The 19268-nt window shown below is 54.6% G+C and carries 12 protein-coding genes, 6 tRNA genes and 3 rRNA genes; 1 reads left to right on the plus strand and 20 read right to left on the minus strand.

Annotated features, from left to right (window positions below; all coding sequences use genetic code 11):
• Positions 1 to 53: 53 nt before the first annotated feature.
• From rpoB to tyrS, 20 genes are all read right to left on the minus strand, one after another.
• Positions 54 to 4127: a DNA-directed RNA polymerase subunit beta gene (rpoB, locus tag AC3ITY_RS29615; protein WP_108218341.1), complete on the minus strand. Its 4074-nt coding sequence runs from the start codon at positions 4125 to 4127 to the stop codon at positions 54 to 56.
• 220 nt (positions 4128 to 4347) lie between these two features.
• Complete coding sequence (gene rplL, locus AC3ITY_RS29620) at positions 4348 to 4713, minus strand: 50S ribosomal protein L7/L12 (RefSeq protein ID WP_108218340.1); 366 nt, start codon at positions 4711 to 4713, stop codon at positions 4348 to 4350.
• A gap of 75 nt (positions 4714 to 4788) precedes the next feature.
• A complete protein-coding gene (rplJ, locus tag AC3ITY_RS29625; RefSeq protein WP_007970413.1) occupies positions 4789 to 5289 on the minus strand; it encodes a 50S ribosomal protein L10 in 501 nt (166 codons plus the stop codon).
• Positions 5290 to 5488: 199 nt separating this feature from the next.
• The gene (gene rplA / locus AC3ITY_RS29630) at positions 5489 to 6184 is read right to left on the minus strand and encodes a 50S ribosomal protein L1 (protein ID WP_003186095.1); all 696 of its coding nucleotides are present in this window, start codon (positions 6182 to 6184) and stop codon (positions 5489 to 5491) included.
• Complete coding sequence (rplK, locus tag AC3ITY_RS29635; protein WP_007933726.1) at positions 6184 to 6615, minus strand: 50S ribosomal protein L11; 432 nt, start codon at positions 6613 to 6615, stop codon at positions 6184 to 6186. The genes rplA and rplK overlap by 1 nt, the downstream gene beginning before the upstream one ends.
• A gap of 117 nt (positions 6616 to 6732) precedes the next feature.
• Entirely contained in the window at positions 6733 to 7266 is a 534-nt protein-coding gene (gene nusG / locus AC3ITY_RS29640; protein WP_007984405.1) for a transcription termination/antitermination protein NusG, read from the minus strand.
• Between the two features lie 9 nt (positions 7267 to 7275).
• Positions 7276 to 7644 carry a preprotein translocase subunit SecE gene (gene secE / locus AC3ITY_RS29645; RefSeq protein WP_007984402.1) on the minus strand — a complete coding sequence of 123 codons (369 nt, stop codon included), beginning with the start codon at positions 7642 to 7644 and terminating at the stop codon, positions 7276 to 7278.
• Between the two features lie 45 nt (positions 7645 to 7689).
• Positions 7690 to 7765: transfer RNA gene (locus AC3ITY_RS29650), tRNA-Trp, on the minus strand.
• Positions 7766 to 7939: 174 nt separating this feature from the next.
• Positions 7940 to 8015 (minus strand) — tRNA-Thr (locus AC3ITY_RS29655).
• A 26-nt stretch (positions 8016 to 8041) separates the two neighbouring features.
• Positions 8042 to 8115 (minus strand) — tRNA-Gly (locus AC3ITY_RS29660).
• A gap of 24 nt (positions 8116 to 8139) precedes the next feature.
• Positions 8140 to 8224: transfer RNA gene (locus AC3ITY_RS29665), tRNA-Tyr, on the minus strand.
• Between the two features lie 143 nt (positions 8225 to 8367).
• Positions 8368 to 8808, minus strand: coding sequence for a hypothetical protein (locus AC3ITY_RS29670; RefSeq protein ID WP_489306435.1), 441 nt, complete (start codon positions 8806 to 8808; stop codon positions 8368 to 8370).
• 7 nt (positions 8809 to 8815) lie between these two features.
• Positions 8816 to 9565 carry a pantothenate kinase gene (locus AC3ITY_RS29675; protein ID WP_489306437.1) on the minus strand — a complete coding sequence of 250 codons (750 nt, stop codon included), beginning with the start codon at positions 9563 to 9565 and terminating at the stop codon, positions 8816 to 8818.
• Positions 9555 to 10514, minus strand: a complete 960-nt coding sequence (gene birA / locus AC3ITY_RS29680; protein ID WP_489306439.1) for a bifunctional biotin--[acetyl-CoA-carboxylase] ligase/biotin operon repressor BirA — start codon at positions 10512 to 10514, stop codon at positions 9555 to 9557. The genes AC3ITY_RS29675 and birA overlap by 11 nt, the downstream gene beginning before the upstream one ends.
• A 135-nt stretch (positions 10515 to 10649) precedes the next feature.
• Positions 10650 to 10765: ribosomal RNA gene (rrf, locus tag AC3ITY_RS29685) — 5S ribosomal RNA — on the minus strand.
• A 148-nt stretch (positions 10766 to 10913) separates the two neighbouring features.
• Positions 10914 to 13807 (minus strand): 23S ribosomal RNA (locus AC3ITY_RS29690).
• Between the two features lie 249 nt (positions 13808 to 14056).
• A tRNA-Ala gene (locus AC3ITY_RS29695) sits at positions 14057 to 14132 on the minus strand.
• A gap of 30 nt (positions 14133 to 14162) precedes the next feature.
• Positions 14163 to 14239: transfer RNA gene (locus AC3ITY_RS29700), tRNA-Ile, on the minus strand.
• Positions 14240 to 14398: 159 nt separating this feature from the next.
• Positions 14399 to 15935, minus strand: a 16S ribosomal RNA gene (locus AC3ITY_RS29705).
• The 16S, 23S and 5S rRNA genes sit together here with 2 tRNA genes alongside, the layout of an rRNA operon.
• Positions 15936 to 16429: 494 nt before the next feature.
• Entirely contained in the window at positions 16430 to 17629 is a 1200-nt protein-coding gene (tyrS, locus tag AC3ITY_RS29710) for a tyrosine--tRNA ligase (protein ID WP_489306440.1), read from the minus strand.
• 211 nt (positions 17630 to 17840) lie between these two features.
• Between tyrS and AC3ITY_RS29715 the strand changes: the two genes are divergently transcribed.
• Entirely contained in the window at positions 17841 to 19265 is a 1425-nt protein-coding gene (locus AC3ITY_RS29715; protein WP_489306441.1) for a peptidoglycan DD-metalloendopeptidase family protein, read from the plus strand.
• The last annotated feature ends 3 nt before the right edge of the window (positions 19266 to 19268 follow it).

Genomic DNA, 19268 nt, shown 5'->3' on the forward strand with positions numbered 1-19268 from the left:
CTGGCGGAGCAGAGAGCGGGCAATCCTGCCCCGCTCTCGATTCGCGTCACGTGTTATTCGGTTTCCAGATCGATATCGATGCCGAGGGAACGAATTTCCTTGATCAACACGTTGAAGGACTCGGGCATGCCCGGCTCCATACGGTGATCGCCATCCACGATGTTCTTGTACATCTTGGTACGGCCGTTCACATCGTCCGACTTCACTGTGAGCATTTCTTGCAGAGTGTAAGCGGCACCGTATGCTTCCAGTGCCCAGACCTCCATCTCCCCGAAACGCTGACCACCGAACTGCGCCTTACCACCCAGCGGCTGCTGGGTAACCAGGCTGTACGAACCGGTAGAACGAGCGTGCATCTTGTCGTCTACCAAGTGGTTCAGCTTCAGCATGTACATGTAGCCAACGGTAACCGGGCGCTCGAACTTGTTGCCGGTACGGCCGTCGGTCAGCTGCATCTGGCCGCTTTCTGGCAGGTCCGCCAGTTTCAGCATGGCCTTGATTTCGCTTTCCTTGGCACCGTCGAACACTGGAGTGGCCATTGGAACGCCGCCACGCAGGTTTTGAGCCAGATCCAGGATTTCCTGGTCCGAGAAGTCATCGAGACTTTCCTGACGACCGCCGATCTCGTTATAGATCTCGTGCAGGAACTTGCGCAGCTCGGCAACTTTGCGCTGCTCTTCAATCATGCGGTTGATCTTCTCGCCCAGACCCTTGGCCGCGAGGCCCAGGTGGGTTTCAAGGATCTGACCGACGTTCATACGCGAAGGTACGCCCAACGGGTTGAGGACTACGTCGACCGGGGTGCCATTGGCATCGTGCGGCATGTCTTCAACCGGCATGATCACGGAGACCACACCTTTGTTACCGTGACGACCGGCCATCTTGTCGCCCGGCTGGATGCGACGACGGATTGCCAGGTAGACCTTGACGATTTTCAGCACGCCTGGAGCCAGGTCATCGCCCTGCTGCAGTTTGCGCTTCTTGTCTTCGAACTTGTCGTCCAGCAGACGGCGACGATCAACGATGTAGGCCTGAGCCTTCTCGAGCTGCTCGTTCAGAGCATCTTCAGCCATGCGCAGTTTGAACCACTGGCCGTGCTCAAGACCGTCGAGAACTTCGTCGGTGATGTCCTGGCCTTTCTTCAGACCGGCGCCGCCTTCGGCTTTGTGGCCGACCAGAGCGGAACGCAGACGTTCGAAAGTAGCACCTTCAACGATACGGAACTCTTCGTTCAGGTCCTTGCGGATCTCGTCCAGCTGGGACTTCTCGATCGACAGTGCACGAGCATCACGCTCAACGCCGTCGCGGGTGAAGACCTGTACGTCGATGACAGTACCTTTGGTACCGGTAGGTACACGCAGGGAGGTGTCTTTAACGTCGCTGGCTTTTTCACCGAAGATCGCACGCAGCAGTTTTTCTTCCGGAGTCAGCTGGGTCTCGCCTTTCGGAGTGACCTTACCGACCAGGATGTCGCCTGCGCCAACTTCAGCACCTACGTAAACGATACCGGCTTCGTCCAGCTTGTTCAGCGCCGCTTCACCCACGTTCGGGATGTCGGCAGTGATTTCCTCTGGGCCAAGCTTGGTGTCACGGGCCACACAGGTCAGTTCCTGGATGTGGATCGTGGTGAAGCGGTCTTCCTGAACAACACGCTCGGACAGACAGATGGAGTCTTCGAAGTTGAAGCCGTTCCATGCCATGAACGCGATGCGCATGTTCTGACCCAGTGCCAGTTCACCCATGTCGGTGGACGGGCCGTCGGCCATGATGTCGCTACGCTGAACCCGATCACCCTTACGCACCAGCGGACGCTGGTTGATGCAGGTGTTCTGGTTGGAGCGGGTGTATTTGGTCAGGTTGTAGATGTCAACACCGGCTTCACCGGTTTCAACTTCGTCATCGGCAACACGAACCACGATACGGCTGGCGTCGACGGAGTCGATCACGCCGCCACGACGAGCCACGACGCAAACGCCGGAGTCACGGGCTACGTTACGCTCCATGCCGGTACCTACCAGCGGCTTGTCAGCGCGCAGGGTTGGTACAGCTTGACGCTGCATGTTCGAACCCATCAACGCACGGTTGGCGTCGTCGTGCTCGAGGAACGGAATCAGCGACGCAGCAACCGAAACTACCTGCTTCGGCGATACGTCCATCAAGGTGACGTCTTCCGGCGCCTTGACGGTGAATTCGTTCAAGTGACGAACAGCTACCAGCTCGTCGATCAGGACTTTCTTGTCGTTCATCGTGGCCGAGGCCTGAGCGATCACGTGATCGGCTTCTTCGATGGCGGACAGGAACACGATCTCGTCGGTGACCAGAGCGTCTTTCACCACACGGTACGGGCTTTCCAGGAAGCCGTACTGGTTGGTGCGCGCATAAGCGGCCAGGGAGTTGATCAGACCGATGTTCGGACCTTCCGGCGTTTCAATCGGGCATACACGACCGTAGTGAGTCGGGTGTACGTCACGCACTTCAAAGCCGGCTCGCTCACGAGTCAGACCACCAGGGCCGAGTGCAGAAACACGACGCTTGTGGGTGATCTCGGACAGCGGGTTGTTCTGGTCCATGAACTGGGACAGCTGGCTGGAACCGAAGAACTCTTTCACCGCCGCAGCCACTGGCTTGGCGTTGATCAGATCTTGCGGCATCAGGCCTTCGCTTTCAGCCATCGACAGGCGCTCTTTGACCGCACGCTCAACACGTACCAGGCCAACGCGGAACTGGTTCTCGGCCATTTCGCCTACGCAGCGAACACGACGGTTACCCAGGTGGTCGATGTCATCGACGATGCCTTTACCGTTGCGGATGTCGACCAGGGTCTTCAGTACCGCGACGATGTCTTCCTTGCACAGCACGCCCGAACCTTCGATCTCGGTACGACCGATACGGCGGTTGAACTTCATCCGGCCGACCGCAGACAGGTCATAGCGCTCAGGGCTGAAGAACAGGTTGTTGAACAGGGTCTCGGCAGCGTCTTTGGTTGGCGGCTCGCCTGGACGCATCATGCGATAGATCTCGACCAGCGCTTCCAATTGGTTGCTGGTGGAGTCGATCTTCAGGGTGTCGGAGACGAACGGACCGCAGTCGATATCGTTGGTGTACAGAGTTTCGATGCGAACAACCTGAGCCTTGGCGATTTTGGCCAGGATCTCGGTGTTCAGCTCGGTGTTGCACTCTGCCAGGATTTCGCCGGTTGCCGGATGCACGATGACCTTGGCGGTTGTGCGACCCAGGACGTAGTCCAGAGGCACATCCAGCTCTTTGATCCCGGCTTTTTCCAGCTGGTTGATGTGGCGAGCGGTGATACGACGACCCTGCTCGACAATAACCTTGCCTTTGTCATCCAGAATATCGAGGACAGCGATTTCACCGCGCAGGCGCTGAGGCACCAGCTCCAGGCTCAGGGTCTCGCCCTTCACGTGGAATACGTTGGTGGTATAGAACGCGTCCAGCACTTCTTCAGTGGTATAGCCCAGCGCGCGCAGCAGTACCGATGCAGGCAGCTTGCGACGACGGTCGATACGCACGAATACGCAGTCTTTCGGGTCGAACTCGAAGTCCAGCCACGAACCGCGGTAAGGAATGATGCGCGCGGAGTACAGCAGTTTACCGGAGCTGTGCGTCTTGCCACGGTCGTGGTCGAAGAACACGCCCGGGGAACGGTGCAGCTGGGAAACGATTACACGCTCGGTACCGTTGATTACGAAGGTACCGTTTTCAGTCATCAGGGGGATTTCACCCATGTAGACTTCTTGCTCTTTGATGTCCTTGATCGCTTTGTTCGACGACTCTTTGTCGAAAATGATCAGGCGCACTTTTACCCGCAAAGGTACGGCGTAAGTTACACCGCGCAATACGCATTCTTTGACATCAAATGCCGGTTCGCCCAGGCGATAACCGACGTACTCCAGCGCAGCATTGCCGGAGTAGCTGATGATCGGGAAAACGGATTTGAAGGCCGCATGCAGGCCCACGTCGCGGAACTGATCTTTAGTCGCTCCCGCTTGCAAGAATTCACGATACGAATCCAGCTGGATGGCCAGGAGGTACGGCACATCCATGACGTCCGGCAACTTGCTAAAGTCCTTGCGGATACGTTTTTTCTCAGTATATGAGTAAGCCATCAGCGTTCCCCAGCTTGGTCACCTGCTTGTTTGGCCCCTCCCGACGGGAGCAGCCAGAAAATCGTGCAAACCCCATGGTTTGCGCCACCGCATCGGGTGGTTACAGCACGTTATCGGCACCGACCCAGTCGGCTGCCAATAACGGAAAAAGGCCGGTGGCAAGAGCCACCAGCCATCAGCCTGTCGCTTAACGCTCGGGCTGGAGACGCAAAGTCGATGCTTACTTCAGCTCGACTTTAGCGCCTGCTTCTTCCAGAGTTGCTTTGGCTTTGTCGCCTGCATCTTTGGTCACTGCTTCCAGAACCATGGCAGGAGCGCCGTCAACTACAGCCTTGGCTTCTTTCAGGCCCAGACCGGTCAGTTCACGTACTGCCTTGATCACGTTAACTTTCTTCTCGCCAGCTTCCAGCAGCATGACGTTGAATTCAGTTTGCTCTTCAACAACAGCGGCAGCAGCAGCTGGACCAGCCGAAGCAGCAGCAGCGGTAACACCGAATTTTTCTTCGAAAGCTTTGATCAGCTCAACAACTTCCATTACGGACATGTTGCCAACTGCTTCAAGGATATCGTTCTGAGAGATAGACATGAATCTAATTCCTGATATTGGGGACGGCCTACGCGACCATCGAAAAAAACAAAAAACGCGAGAAGTTGACGAGCCTTAGGCTGCAGCAGCTTCTTTCTGGTCGCGAATTGCCGCCAGGGTACGAGCCAATTTGCTGGTAGCGCCTTGAATCACGCTCATCAGCTGAGAAATTGCTTCGTCACGGGTCGGCAGAGTTGCCAGTACGTCGATTTGGTTAGCTGCGAGGAACTTGCCCTCGAACGCAGCTGCCTTGATCTCGAACTTGTCCTGACCCTTTGCGAATTCCTTGAAGATCCGGGCAGCAGCGCCTGGATGTTCTTTGGAGAACGCAATCAGGGTAGGGCCAGTGAACACGTCGTTGAGGACACTGAATTCAGTGTCAGCAACAGCGCGCTTGAGCAGGGTGTTACGTACAACACGTACGTAAACGCCAGCTTCACGAGCCTCTTTACGGAGTCCGGTCATCGCGCCTACTGTTACGCCACGGGCATCAGCCACGACAGCGGACAGAGCGACTTTGGCAGCCTCGTTGACTTCAGCGACGATGGCCTTCTTGTCTTCGAGTTTAATTGCCACGGGTTTAACTCCTGCTTGTTACCGTTTCATCTGGTCGAAACCGGATGTCGTTTTGGTGTCTGATTCGGTAAGGAACCGGGAGCACCATCTGCGTAGGCTTGAGGTTTAAGACTTGCGTCGCCTACGGTCTTGGATAGCCCCCGCCAGGCAGGGACCCCAATTTTTTCAATTGGCGCAATCGCTTGCGCCAATCTTTGTCTTACGCGTCGAGCGAGCTTTGGTCGATGACCAGACCTGGGCCCATAGTGGTGCTCAGGGTAACGCGCTTGACGTAAATGCCTTTCGAGGAAGCTGGCTTGATACGCTTCAGATCAGCGATCAGGGCTTCAACGTTTTCCTTCAGCTTGACGGCGTCGAAGCCGATCTTGCCAACGGAAGTGTGGATGATGCCGTTTTTGTCGGTGCGATAACGAACCTGACCAGCCTTGGCGTTTTTAACCGCGGTAGCTACGTCTGGGGTTACGGTGCCGACTTTAGGGTTAGGCATCAGGCCACGTGGACCGAGGATCTGACCCAACTGACCTACAACGCGCATTGCATCCGGGGATGCGATCACTACGTCATAGTTCAGGTCGCCGCCTTTCATTTCGGCAGCCAGGTCGTCCATGCCTACGCGGTCAGCGCCGGCAGCCAGAGCGGCTTCAGCAGCTGGACCCTGGGTGAACACAGCAACGCGAACGGTCTTGCCAGTGCCGTGTGGCAGCACAGTAGCGCTACGAACGACCTGGTCGGATTTACGCGGGTCAACACCCAGGTTTACAGCTACGTCGAACGACTCGCTGAACTTGACAGTCGACAGCTCGGCCAGCAGAGCAGCGGCGTCTACAAAGTTGTAGGCCTTGCCTGCTTCGATTTTGCCGGCGATAGCCTTTTGACGCTTGGTCAGCTTAGCCATTACACACCCTCCACGTTAAGGCCCATGCTACGAGCAGAACCGGCGATAGTACGCACGGCTGCTTCCATATCAGCTGCAGTCAGATCCGCGTTTTTGGTTTTCGCGATTTCTTCCAGCTGAGCACGAGTCACGGTGCCAACCTTAACGGTGTTCGGACGAGCGGAACCGCTGGTCAGACCGGCCGCCTTCTTCAGCAGAACCGAAGCAGGGGTGGATTTGGTTTCGAAAGTGAAGCTACGGTCGCTGTAGACAGTGATGATCACTGGAGTCGGCAGACCTGGCTCAAGACCCTGAGTACGGGCGTTGAAAGCCTTGCAGAATTCCATGATGTTCACGCCGTGCTGACCCAGAGCAGGACCAACAGGTGGGCTCGGGTTAGCCTGAGCGGCTTTCACTTGCAGCTTGATGTAAGCGGTAATCTTCTTGGCCATGAGGCACTCCAATTACGGGTTCAAACGCCTCGAAAGGCTCCCCGGTTACTTGCGCGTTTATCCCAGTGACGACAAAACCCCACAGCCTACGGCTGCGGGGTTGGGATTTTTGTTCAACTAGACCTTTTCGACCTGGCTGAACTCGAGCTCCACCGGAGTAGAGCGACCGAAAATGAGCACCGCGACCTGGATCCGGCTCTTTTCGTAGTTAACTTCTTCAACAACACCGGTAAAGTCCGCAAACGGACCGTCGTTGACACGCACCGACTCACCCGGCTCGAACAACGTCTTCGGCTTCGGCTTGTCGCTGCCATCGGCAACGCGACGCAGAATGGCTTCTGCTTCTTTATCGGTAATTGGCGCAGGCTTATCGGCAGTACCGCCAATGAAACCCATCACCCGAGGAGTATCCTTGACCAAGTGCCAAGTACCCTCGTTCATATCCATCTGCACCAGCACATAGCCAGGGAAGAATTTGCGTTCGCTTTTGCGCTTCTGGCCATTGCGCATCTCAACCACTTCTTCAGTGGGAACCAGAATCTCGCCGAAGCCATCTTCCATACCGGCCAGCTTTACGCGCTCGATCAGCGAGCGCATTACATGCTTCTCGTAACCGGAGTAAGCATGCACAACATACCAACGCTTAGCCACGGGACACCCTTAGCCGACAATCAAGGAAACAAGCCAGCCGAGCAGGGAATCAAGCCCCCACAACAGCAACGCCATAACCAGGACAACAGCCACAACGATCAACGTGGTCTGTGTGGTTTCTTGGCGAGTTGGCCAAACGACTTTACGAATCTCGGTGCGCGCTTCCTTAACCAGTACAAAGAAAGACTTGCCCTTGACCGTCTGCAGGCCTACAAAGGCAGCTACGGCAGCAATAGCAAGCAATGCGAGTACGCGGTACAGGATCGGCGAAGCAGAAAAGTACTGATTGCCAACAACGCCAACAACCACCAGAGCGACTACTACAAGCCACTTGAGGAGGTCGAAACGAGAGCCTTGAGCTTCAGCTTTAGGAGTCATCTATGAAGATCCTGTGAAAAGAAAGCCAGACACACCAAGTGAATCTGGCAGGTCAGGAGGGAATCGAACCCCCAACCTACGGTTTTGGAGACCGTCGCTCTGCCAATTGAGCTACTGACCTAAAACAAAATCAGGCCGACCATTATGCCGACCCGAAAAAGACTTTACAACACTTACTAGGCAACCCTGGCTGCAACACCGATATCCACGACACCGGCAACCTTCAGAAACACAATCAGGCGCAACCACTACCACCTAAAACAAAGGCAGATATTTTCATATCTGCCTTGTTATATGGAGCTCTTGAGCGGATTTGAACCGCTGACCTCACCCTTACCAAGGGTGTGCTCTACCAACTGAGCTACAAGAGCGTAACACTGTGCAAAACCTGTAAACTTGGAGCGGGTAGCGGGAATCGAACCCGCATCATCAGCTTGGAAGGCTGAGGTTCTACCACTAAACTATACCCGCGAGGCTTACAGCTCTCGCTAAAAATGGTGGAGGGGGAAGGATTCGAACCTTCGAAGTCGTAGACGTCAGATTTACAGTCTGATCCCTTTGGCCGCTCGGGAACCCCTCCTAAGCGAGCCGGCATTCTACATCATGCCAGCCTTCTGTCAAGCATTTTTCTCATTAAAAACCTGAGCTTAGCTGCATTGACCTCGCTTCACACCGTTAACCGTTTCCGGTGTTCGCTGTGGAGCGGGCGCCATTCTATGCAAACTATTCGATGGGTGCAACCCCCTCGCACGGCATTATTTTATGTTTTAACTCATTGAATTCTTTAGAAAGGTTTTGCAGCTGCAAATCGTCCAGCCAACGCCGGCTTTCCGGTGCGATACGCACCCAATACCCTGCCCCTTCTGTCGCAGCTTTCGGCAGGGACTGATACTTGACCTCCATCCCGCTCAAACGACGCTCAACCGCCTGCGCGGCATCCTGGCGCGTATAGCCGCCCAGATAAAGGCAGCCATTGTCTGTCGAGACAGCCTTACCCTTGTCTTTGGAGACGTCACTTGCTTCGCTCAACAAGCGGATATCTTGTTGAGATCCGCGATACAGACTCAAAGGCGTGACATCTTTCGCGCGCAGAGGAGCCTCTTGTTGATGCCAGATGTAGTAGAAGCCATTGAGGACAAGCAGCAGCAGAAACAACCAACGCATAAAAACCTCAGGACAAGGGACAGGCCATGGCCAATCCGACAAACACCAAGTCCGGAACAACCCTGGCCTGAGGCACGACCTCAGTAACCAGGCTAGCATCCCCCCCGGTGAGGAACACGACAAAGTCCTCCCCCCAGTAACTGCGCGCCAACTCGAGCTGGGTCAGCACAAAACCGCGTAACATCAACAGACAACCACGCTCTACAGCCTCGACAGTCGCGCGACCTGGAACAAGACTTTCCAGAGCCTGCTCGGCCGCCAGATCCCCATAACGAATTTTGCGAGTGTGGGTGCGCAATTGATTACGCATCAACGGCATCCCCGGACAGATGAAACCACCCAGGTGCTCCCCATCCGCAGCGATAAAGTCAGCAGTCACGGCCGTACCGAAGTCGAGCACCAGGCACGCACCTGAAGCCAGATGAAAGCCTCCGAGCATTGCAAGCCACCGATCCAGACCCAGTCGCTCAAACTCCTCATACCCATTGCGTACGCCTGACATTTCGCGCGCAGGCGTTGCGCACACAACCGGCACACCAAAAGTGTCCTTGAGTAATGACGTCAGCGCAGCGGTTTCCTCCGCAGTCCTGACGCTCACCAGCCGGCAAAACGTGAGGGCAAGCCCTTTGAGCGCCCCCAACCCCTCCAGCAATGCGAGACTGGAATCGACGACCCCCTCACCAAGCACCTGCCCGGCATTAACGGCAAGCACACGCCACTTGATGAAACTATTCCCACAATCGAGCTCAAGAATCATCACGCAACCTCAGGCTCAACTCACCACCACTGAAGACTTTCTCCACACCACCCACCTTCAGGCGCAAGGCGCCCTGGCCATCAATACCAAGCACTTCACCATCAATTTGATTGACGCCGGCAATCAACGACACACTTCGCCCCTGCCACAGGTGATTTTGCTCCCACTCCGACTGAATGGCCAAAAAACCACCCGCCTGGTGACGAGCCAGGTATCGCTGCAGCATCTCCCCCAGCACCGCGACCAATTGGTTGCGATCAAACAATTTGCCTGACTCGAGCCGCAGGGATGTCCATTGCTGGTCCACCTCGTCAGCGGACTGCATGTTCACATTGATTCCAACCCCCAGGACCACGTGACACACATCAGCAGGGTCACCAACCAACTCGAGTAATATTCCCGCGATCTTTTTCTGACCCACAAGGACATCGTTAGGCCACTTCAATCCAGCGGCTGCAATACCGAGTTCACGCAACGTCTGCAAGACAGCGAGCCCAACGACGAGACTCAAACCCTCCAACTGACGCATCCCACCATCAATGCGTAGCACCAGGCTGTAATAGACGTTTTCTGCGAATGGACTGACCCATTTGCGACCACGTCGCCCGCGTCCAGCTGTCTGCCGCTCCGAAAGCACCACAAACGGTGCCGCTTGCCCACGCTCAATAGCGCGCAGTGCTTCGGCATTAGTAGAGTCGATTGAGTCGTAAACCTGGACGGGCCAGGCGCAAGAGTGCGCCTGAGCGCTTATCTCGGCAGGATCGAGCAGCGCTAATGGCGCGGACAATTGATAGCCGCGCCCACGAACCTTATGAATAGACAAACCCAGTTCAGCTTCCAAATGCTGAAGCTGCTTCCACACAGCACTACGACTGACGCCCAGGGCAGCACCCAATGCTTGACCCGAATGGAATCGGCCATCTTTAAGAAGCTTTAACAACGTCAGCATGCAGGTCTCGCCTCACAATGAGGCCCGCATGATAGCCACGCATCGAGCGATTGCATAGAAATCCAGTAGCCTTGGCTTTCCTGCGGACAAAAACAAAACCCCAACTGCTTTCGCAATTGGGGTTTCGGAATTTAATCTTGACGATGACCTACTCTCACATGGGGAAACCCCACACTACCATCGGCGATGCATCGTTTCACTGCTGAGTTCGGGATGGGATCAGGTGGTTCCAACGCTCTATGGTCGTCAAGAAATTCGGGTACTGAGTCGTGGCCGGTTGGCCTCGCTTCAGCAAATTGGGTATGTAATAGATTTGTGTGTTTCTCGAACTTTCGGTTCTTTCGTCTTCACACACCGCAATCTGGCCTCTCTCGAGTTCGCAAATTGCTTGGGTGTTATATGGTCAAGCCTCACGGGCAATTAGTATTGGTTAGCTCAACGCCTCACAGCGCTTACACACCCAACCTATCAACGTCGTAGTCTTCGACGGCCCTTCAGGGGACTCAAGGTCCCAGTGAGATCTCATCTTGAGGCAAGTTTCCCGCTTAGATGCTTTCAGCGGTTATCTTTTCCGAACATAGCTACCCGGCAATGCCACTGGCGTGACAACCGGAACACCAGAGGTTCGTCCACTCCGGTCCTCTCGTACTAGGAGCAGCCCCTCTCAAATCTCAAACGTCCACGGCAGATAGGGACCGAACTGTCTCACGACGTTCTAAACCCAGCTCGCGTACCACTTTAAATGGCGAACAGCCATACCCTTGGGACCGGCTTCAGCCCCAGGATGTGATGAGCCGACATCGAGGTGCCAAACACCGCCGTCGATATGAACTCTTGGGCGGTATCAGCCTGTTATCCCCGGAGTACCTTTTATCCGTTGAGCGATGGCCCTTCCATACAGAACCACCGGATCACTAAGACCTACTTTCGTACCTGCTCGACGTGTCTGTCTCGCAGTCAAGCGCGCTTTTGCCTTTATACTCTACGACCGATTTCCGACCGGTCTGAGCGCACCTTCGTACTCCTCCGTTACTCTTTAGGAGGAGACCGCCCCAGTCAAACTACCCACCATACACTGTCCTCGATCCGGATAACGGACCTGAGTTAGAACCTCAAAGTTGCCAGGGTGGTATTTCAAGGTTGGCTCCACGCGAACTGGCGTCCACGCTTCAAAGCCTCCCACCTATCCTACACAAGCAAATTCAAAGTCCAGTGCAAAGCTATAGTAAAGGTTCACGGGGTCTTTCCGTCTAGCCGCGGATACACTGCATCTTCACAGCGATTTCAATTTCACTGAGTCTCGGGTGGAGACAGCGCCGCCATCGTTACGCCATTCGTGCAGGTCGGAACTTACCCGACAAGGAATTTCGCTACCTTAGGACCGTTATAGTTACGGCCGCCGTTTACCGGGGCTTCGATCAAGAGCTTCGCGTTAGCTAACCCCATCAATTAACCTTCCGGCACCGGGCAGGCGTCACACCCTATACGTCCACTTTCGTGTTTGCAGAGTGCTGTGTTTTTAATAAACAGTCGCAGCGGCCTGGTATCTTCGACCGGCGTGGGCTTACGGAGCAAGTCCTTCACCCTCACCGGCGCACCTTCTCCCGAAGTTACGGTGCCATTTTGCCTAGTTCCTTCACCCGAGTTCTCTCAAGCGCCTTGGTATTCTCTACCCAACCACCTGTGTCGGTTTGGGGTACGGTTCCTGGTTACCTGAAGCTTAGAAGCTTTTCTTGGAAGCATGGCATCAACCACTTCGTGTTCCAAAGGAACACTCGTCATCAGCTCTCGGCCTTGGAATCCCGGATTTACCTAAGATTCCAGCCTACCACCTTAAACTTGGACAACCAACGCCAAGCTGGCCTAGCCTTCTCCGTCCCTCCATCGCAATAACCAGAAGTACAGGAATATTAACCTGTTTTCCATCGACTACGCTTTTCAGCCTCGCCTTAGGGACCGACTAACCCTGCGTCGATTAACGTTGCGCAGGAAACCTTGGTCTTTCGGCGTGGGTGTTTTTCACACCCATTGTCGTTACTCATGTCAGCATTCGCACTTCTGATACCTCCAGCAAGCTTCTCAACTCACCTTCACAGGCTTACAGAACGCTCCTCTACCGCATCACCCGAAGGTGATACCCGTAGCTTCGGTGTATGGTTTGAGCCCCGTTACATCTTCCGCGCAGGCCGACTCGACTAGTGAGCTATTACGCTTTCTTTAAAGGGTGGCTGCTTCTAAGCCAACCTCCTAGCTGTCTAAGCCTTCCCACATCGTTTCCCACTTAACCATAACTTTGGGACCTTAGCTGACGGTCTGGGTTGTTTCCCTTTTCACGACGGACGTTAGCACCCGCCGTGTGTCTCCCATGCTCGGCACTTGTAGGTATTCGGAGTTTGCATCGGTTTGGTAAGTCGGGATGACCCCCTAGCCGAAACAGTGCTCTACCCCCTACAGTGATACATGAGGCGCTACCTAAATAGCTTTCGAGGAGAACCAGCTATCTCCGAGCTTGATTAGCCTTTCACTCCGATCCACAGGTCATCCGCTAACTTTTCAACGGTAGTCGGTTCGGTCCTCCAGTTAGTGTTACCCAACCTTCAACCTGCCCATGGATAGATCGCCCGGTTTCGGGTCTATTCCCAGCGACTAGACGCCCTATTAAGACTCGCTTTCGCTACGCCTCCCCTATTCGGTTAAGCTCGCCACTGAAAATAAGTCGCTGACCCATTATACAAAAGGTACGCAGTCACCCAACAAAGTGGGCTCCCACTGCTTGTACGCATACGGTTTCAGGATCTATTTCACTCCCCTCTCCGGGGTTCTTTTCGCCTTTCCCTCACGGTACTAGTTCACTATCGGTCAGTCAGTAGTATTTAGCCTTGGAGGATGGTCCCCCCATATTCAGACAAAGTTTCTCGTGCTCCGTCCTACTCGATTTCATGACCAAGAGATTTTCGCGTACAGGGCTATCACCCACTATGGCCGCACTTTCCAGAGCGTTCCGCTAATCTCAAAGCCACTTAAGGGCTGGTCCCCGTTCGCTCGCCACTACTAAGGGAATCTCGGTTGATTTCTTTTCCTCAGGGTACTTAGATGTTTCAGTTCCCCTGGTTCGCCTCTTGCACCTATGTATTCAGTACAAGATAACCATCTTATGATGGCTGGGTTCCCCCATTCAGACATCTCCGGATCAAAGTCTGTTTGCCGACTCCCCGAAGCTTTTCGCAGGCTACCACGTCTTTCATCGCCTCTGACTGCCAAGGCATCCACCGTATGCGCTTCTTCACTTGACCATATAACCCCAAGCAATCTGGTTATACTGTGAAGACGACATTCGCCGAAAATTCGATTCTTGCTCATAACGAGCAACTCACAAATTTTACCTTAGCCTGATCCGTTACCAGTGAAAGTAACGTTCAGTCTATCTTTCTATCACATACCCAAATTTTTAAAGAACGAACTAGTCAAAGACTAGAAATCAACATTCACCATCGAACCGATGGAATGCTCATTTCTAAGCTTTACACAATCAGAAGCAGTAGTGGTGGAGCCAAACGGGATCGAACCGTTGACCTCCTGCGTGCAAGGCAGGCGCTCTCCCAGCTGAGCTATGGCCCCGTATTTCTACAGGCGTTTCCCACACAAAATTGGTGGGTCTGGGCAGATTCGAACTGCCGACCTCACCCTTATCAGGGGTGCGCTCTAACCAACTGAGCTACAGACCCAATTTCGAGCTGCTAAGGCCGACCTCACCCTGCTCTTAACCACAGAGCATGGGGTGCGCTCTAACCAACTAAGCTACAACCCCAAGGCTGCTTCTTATCGTCTTCTTCAATGAATCAAGCAATTCGTGTGGGAACTTATGGAGCAGCTGAGTCGTCGATTAAGGAGGTGATCCAGCCGCAGGTTCCCCTACGGCTACCTTGTTACGACTTCACCCCAGTCATGAATCACACCGTGGTAACCGTCCTCCCGAAGGTTAGACTAGCTACTTCTGGTGCAACCCACTCCCATGGTGTGACGGGCGGTGTGTACAAGGCCCGGGAACGTATTCACCGCGACATTCTGATTCGCGATTACTAGCGATTCCGACTTCACGCAGTCGAGTTGCAGACTGCGATCCGGACTACGATCGGTTTTGTGGGATTAGCTCCACCTCGCGGCTTGGCAACCCTCTGTACCGACCATTGTAGCACGTGTGTAGCCCAGGCCGTAAGGGCCATGATGACTTGACGTCATCCCCACCTTCCTCCGGTTTGTCACCGGCAGTCTCCTTAGAGTGCCCACCATGACGTGCTGGTAACTAAGGACAAGGGTTGCGCTCGTTACGGGACTTAACCCAACATCTCACGACACGAGCTGACGACAGCCATGCAGCACCTGTCTCAATGTTCCCGAAGGCACCAATCCATCTCTGGAAAGTTCATTGGATGTCAAGGCCTGGTAAGGTTCTTCGCGTTGCTTCGAATTAAACCACATGCTCCACCGCTTGTGCGGGCCCCCGTCAATTCATTTGAGTTTTAACCTTGCGGCCGTACTCCCCAGGCGGTCAACTTAATGCGTTAGCTGCGCCACTAAGAGCTCAAGGCTCCCAACGGCTAGTTGACATCGTTTACGGCGTGGACTACCAGGGTATCTAATCCTGTTTGCTCCCCACGCTTTCGCACCTCAGTGTCAGTATCAGTCCAGGTGGTCGCCTTCGCCACTGGTGTTCCTTCCTATATCTACGCATTTCACCGCTACACAGGAAATTCCACCACCCTCTACCATACTCTAGCTCGTCAGTTTTGAATGCAGTTCCCAGGTTGAGCCCGGGGCTTTCACATCCAACTTAACGAACCACCTACGCGCGCTTTACGCCCAGTAATTCCGATTAACGCTTGCACCCTCTGTATTACCGCGGCTGCTGGCACAGAGTTAGCCGGTGCTTATTCTGTCGGTAACGTCAAAACACTAACGTATTAGGTTAATGCCCTTCCTCCCAACTTAAAGTGCTTTACAATCCGAAGACCTTCTTCACACACGCGGCATGGCTGGATCAGGCTTTCGCCCATTGTCCAATATTCCCCACTGCTGCCTCCCGTAGGAGTCTGGACCGTGTCTCAGTTCCAGTGTGACTGATCATCCTCTCAGACCAGTTACGGATCGTCGCCTTGGTGAGCCATTACCTCACCAACTAGCTAATCCGACCTAGGCTCATCTGATAGCGCAAGGCCCGAAGGTCCCCTGCTTTCTCCCGTAGGACGTATGCGGTATTAGCGTTCCTTTCGAAACGTTGTCCCCCACTACCAGGCAGATTCCTAGGCATTACTCACCCGTCCGCCGCTGAATTCAGGAGCAAGCTCCTGTCATCCGCTCGACTTGCATGTGTTAGGCCTGCCGCCAGCGTTCAATCTGAGCCATGATCAAACTCTTCAGTTCAAACATCTTTGGGTTTTGAGAAAACCCTAAACTTGGCTCAGCAATCGTTGGTTACATCTTTGATTTCTCGCGGAGCAACTTGTGATGCTGATAATCTGTTGACTAGCAGTCTGACTCCACAAGCACCCACACGAATTGCTTGATTCAGTTGTTAAAGAGCGGTTGGTTAAGATCTTTCGTCTCAACCGAGGCGCGAATTCTACAGCAGCCTCATTTGCTGTCAAGTGGTATTTTTCAGAAGTTTTCCAAGTTTCCTTTTCAACTTCAACCACTTGTGCTTCAGATCTCTCGTCAGCGGGAGGCGAATTCTACAGCGTTACACGCTGCTGTCAACACCTCTTTTTCAACTTCCTTTTGGCTTCGATGACCTGAAGCAACCTGCTGCCGAAAACTGCGTAACTCTTTGTTTACCAAGGAGTTTTCCGTTTCGACTGCGCCGGAAGTGGGGCGAATTATAGGCTTCTAGAATTCGCCGTCAACCCCTTATTTCAGCTTTATTCGGATTTGAGCGTAATACGCGCAAATGCCTTCTTCCCGGCTTGGCAAACATGGGTCGCGCCCAGTGCATATATAAAGGTGCGATCGACAACCTCACCATCTATACGCACACCACCGGAACCCAGGAGATCTCGAGCCACCGCCGAGTTCTTAACCAGCCCTGCTTTATTAAGGACAGCAGCGATCGGCATATCTTCGGCAGCAGTCAATTCGATTTCCGGCAGATCATCCGGCAGCTCGCCATCCTTCATACGGTTACCGGCGGCACGATGAGCATTGGCAGCAGCCTCTTCACCATGGAAGCGCGCAACGATCTCTTCAGCCAGCTGGATCTTGATGTCACGCGGATTGGCACCCGCCTCTACATCAGCGCGGAACGCATTGATCTCATCCATGGAGCGGAAGCTGAGCAACTCGAAGTAACGCCACATCAGCGCATCCGGAATGGAGACCAGCTTGCTGTACATCACACCCGGCGCTTCCTGGATGCCGACGTAGTTGCCCAAGGACTTGGACATCTTCTTCACGCCATCCAGACCCTCAAGCAGCGGCATGGTCAAAATGCACTGGGCTTCCTGACCATAACCACGCTGCAGCTCACGCCCCATCAGCAAGTTGAACTTCTGATCGGTACCGCCGAGTTCGACATCTGCGCGCAGGGCTACCGAGTCGTAACCCTGAACCAGCGGATAAAGGAACTCATGAATGGCGATAGGCTGATTGGTTGTGTAGCGCTTGTCGAAGTCATCGCGCTCGAGCATGCGAGCCACGGTGTACTGCGAAGTCAGGCGAATGAAGTCGGCCGGCCCCATCTGATCCATCCAGGTGGAGTTGAATGCCACTTCGGTTCTTGCCGGATCCAGAATCTTGAAGACCTGAGTCTTGTAGGTCTCGGCATTCTCGAGGACCTGCTCGCGAGTGAGCGGCGGGCGCGTAGCACTCTTGCCGCTCGGATCGCCGATCATCCCGGTGAAGTCACCTATAAGGAAGATCACCTGATGCCCCAGCTCCTGGAACTGGCGCAGCTTATTAATAAGCACGGTGTGACCCAAGTGCAGATCCGGAGCCGTTGGATCGAAGCCCGCCTTAATACGTAGCGGCTGGCCACGCTTGAGCTTTTCAATCAGCTCGGACTCGACCAACAGTTCTTCCGCACCACGTTTGATCAGCGCTAGCTGCTCTTCAACCGACTTCATAACCAACCTGCAAGGCTCAGATTCAAAGGGAACCAACCATACAAGATCGCGCGTCAAATACAAGGTTTGCCCGGCGCACGGACGCCAATCCGCAGACAGAGTGCCTGCGGACTTGCTTCAGAGATGATTTGGTTATATTTTATACAGTTATTTCATCTTCATCATGTCATTCATCTTTTCCAATTCATCTTTTTCAAAGTCAAAACCACTTATGACCAACGAATCGTCTAAAGCGCCGCCGCTTTACCCGAAGACCCACTTGCTTGCCGCAAGTGGCATCGCCGCCCTTCTCAGTCTGGCGCTCCTGGTATTCCCTTCCAGCGATGTTGAAGCCAAAAAGACAACCCTGAGTCTTGAACTGGAAAGCCCTGCTGAACAACTGACACAAGATCAAGACGCTGCTGACGTCGTTCAAGCCACAAATGAACCAGCAACCTCCCCCTTCGCGCAGATCGACAACAGCGCCGAAGACACCCAGGAAACCGCTCAAGCCGAACCTGCACCGTTGCCGGTCGTCGAAGAAAAGAAGCCGGCAAGCCACAGGGAAGTGATCGTCACCAAGGGTGACACCCTCTCTACACTGTTCGAGAAGGTCGGCCTCCCAGCTACCTCAGTGCATGACGTGCTGGCCAGCGACAAGCAGGCCAAGCTGTTCAGCCAGCTCAAGCATGGGCAAAAACTCGAATTCGAACTGAGTCCTGACGGCCAGTTGACCAACCTGCACAGCAAGCTCAACGACCTCGAAAGCATCAGCCTGACCAAGAACGACAAGGGCTACACCTTCAACCGCATTACCGCGAAGCCGACCGTGCGCTCCGCCTATGTACATGGCGTGATCAACAGCTCGCTGTCGCAGTCCGCAGCCCGGGCCGGCCTGTCTCACAGCCTGACCATGGACATGGCCAGTGTGTTTGGCTACGACGTGGACTTCGCCCAGGATATTCGCCAGGGCGACGAGTTCGACGTGATCTACGAGCAAAAGGTAGTCAACGGCAAGGCCGTCGGCACTGGCCCGATCCTGTCGGCGCGCTTCACCAACCGCGGCAAGACCTACACCGCCGTGCGCTACACCAACAAACAAGGCAACAGCAGCTACTACACCGCTGACGGCAACAGCATGCGCAAGGCGTTCATCCGCACACCGGTGGACTTCGCCCGCATCAGCTCGAAGTTTTCCATGGGCCGCAAACACCCGATCCTGAACAAGATCCGCGCCCATAAAGGCGTCGACTACGCAGCACCGCGCGGCACGCCGATCAAGGCTGCCGGTGATGGCAAGGTGTTGCTGGCCGGCCGCCGTGGTGGCTACGGCAATACCGTGGTCCTCCAGCACGGCAATACCTACACTACGCTCTACGGCCACATGCAAGGCTTCGCCAAAGGCGTGAAGACTGGCGGCACGGTGAAACAGGGCCAGGTGATTGGCTATATCGGCACCACCGGCCTCTCCACCGGGCCGCACCTGCACTACGAGTTCCAGGTCAATGGTGTGCACGTCGACCCGCTGGGCCAGAAACTGCCAATGGCCGATCCGATTGCCAAGGCCGAACGCGCACGCTTCCTCGCCCAAAGCCAGCCACTGATGGCGCGCATGGAACAGGAAAAAGCCACTCTGCTGGCTTCGAGCAAGCGCTAAGCC

Source organism: Pseudomonas sp. GL_091 (genome assembly GCF_057837725.1).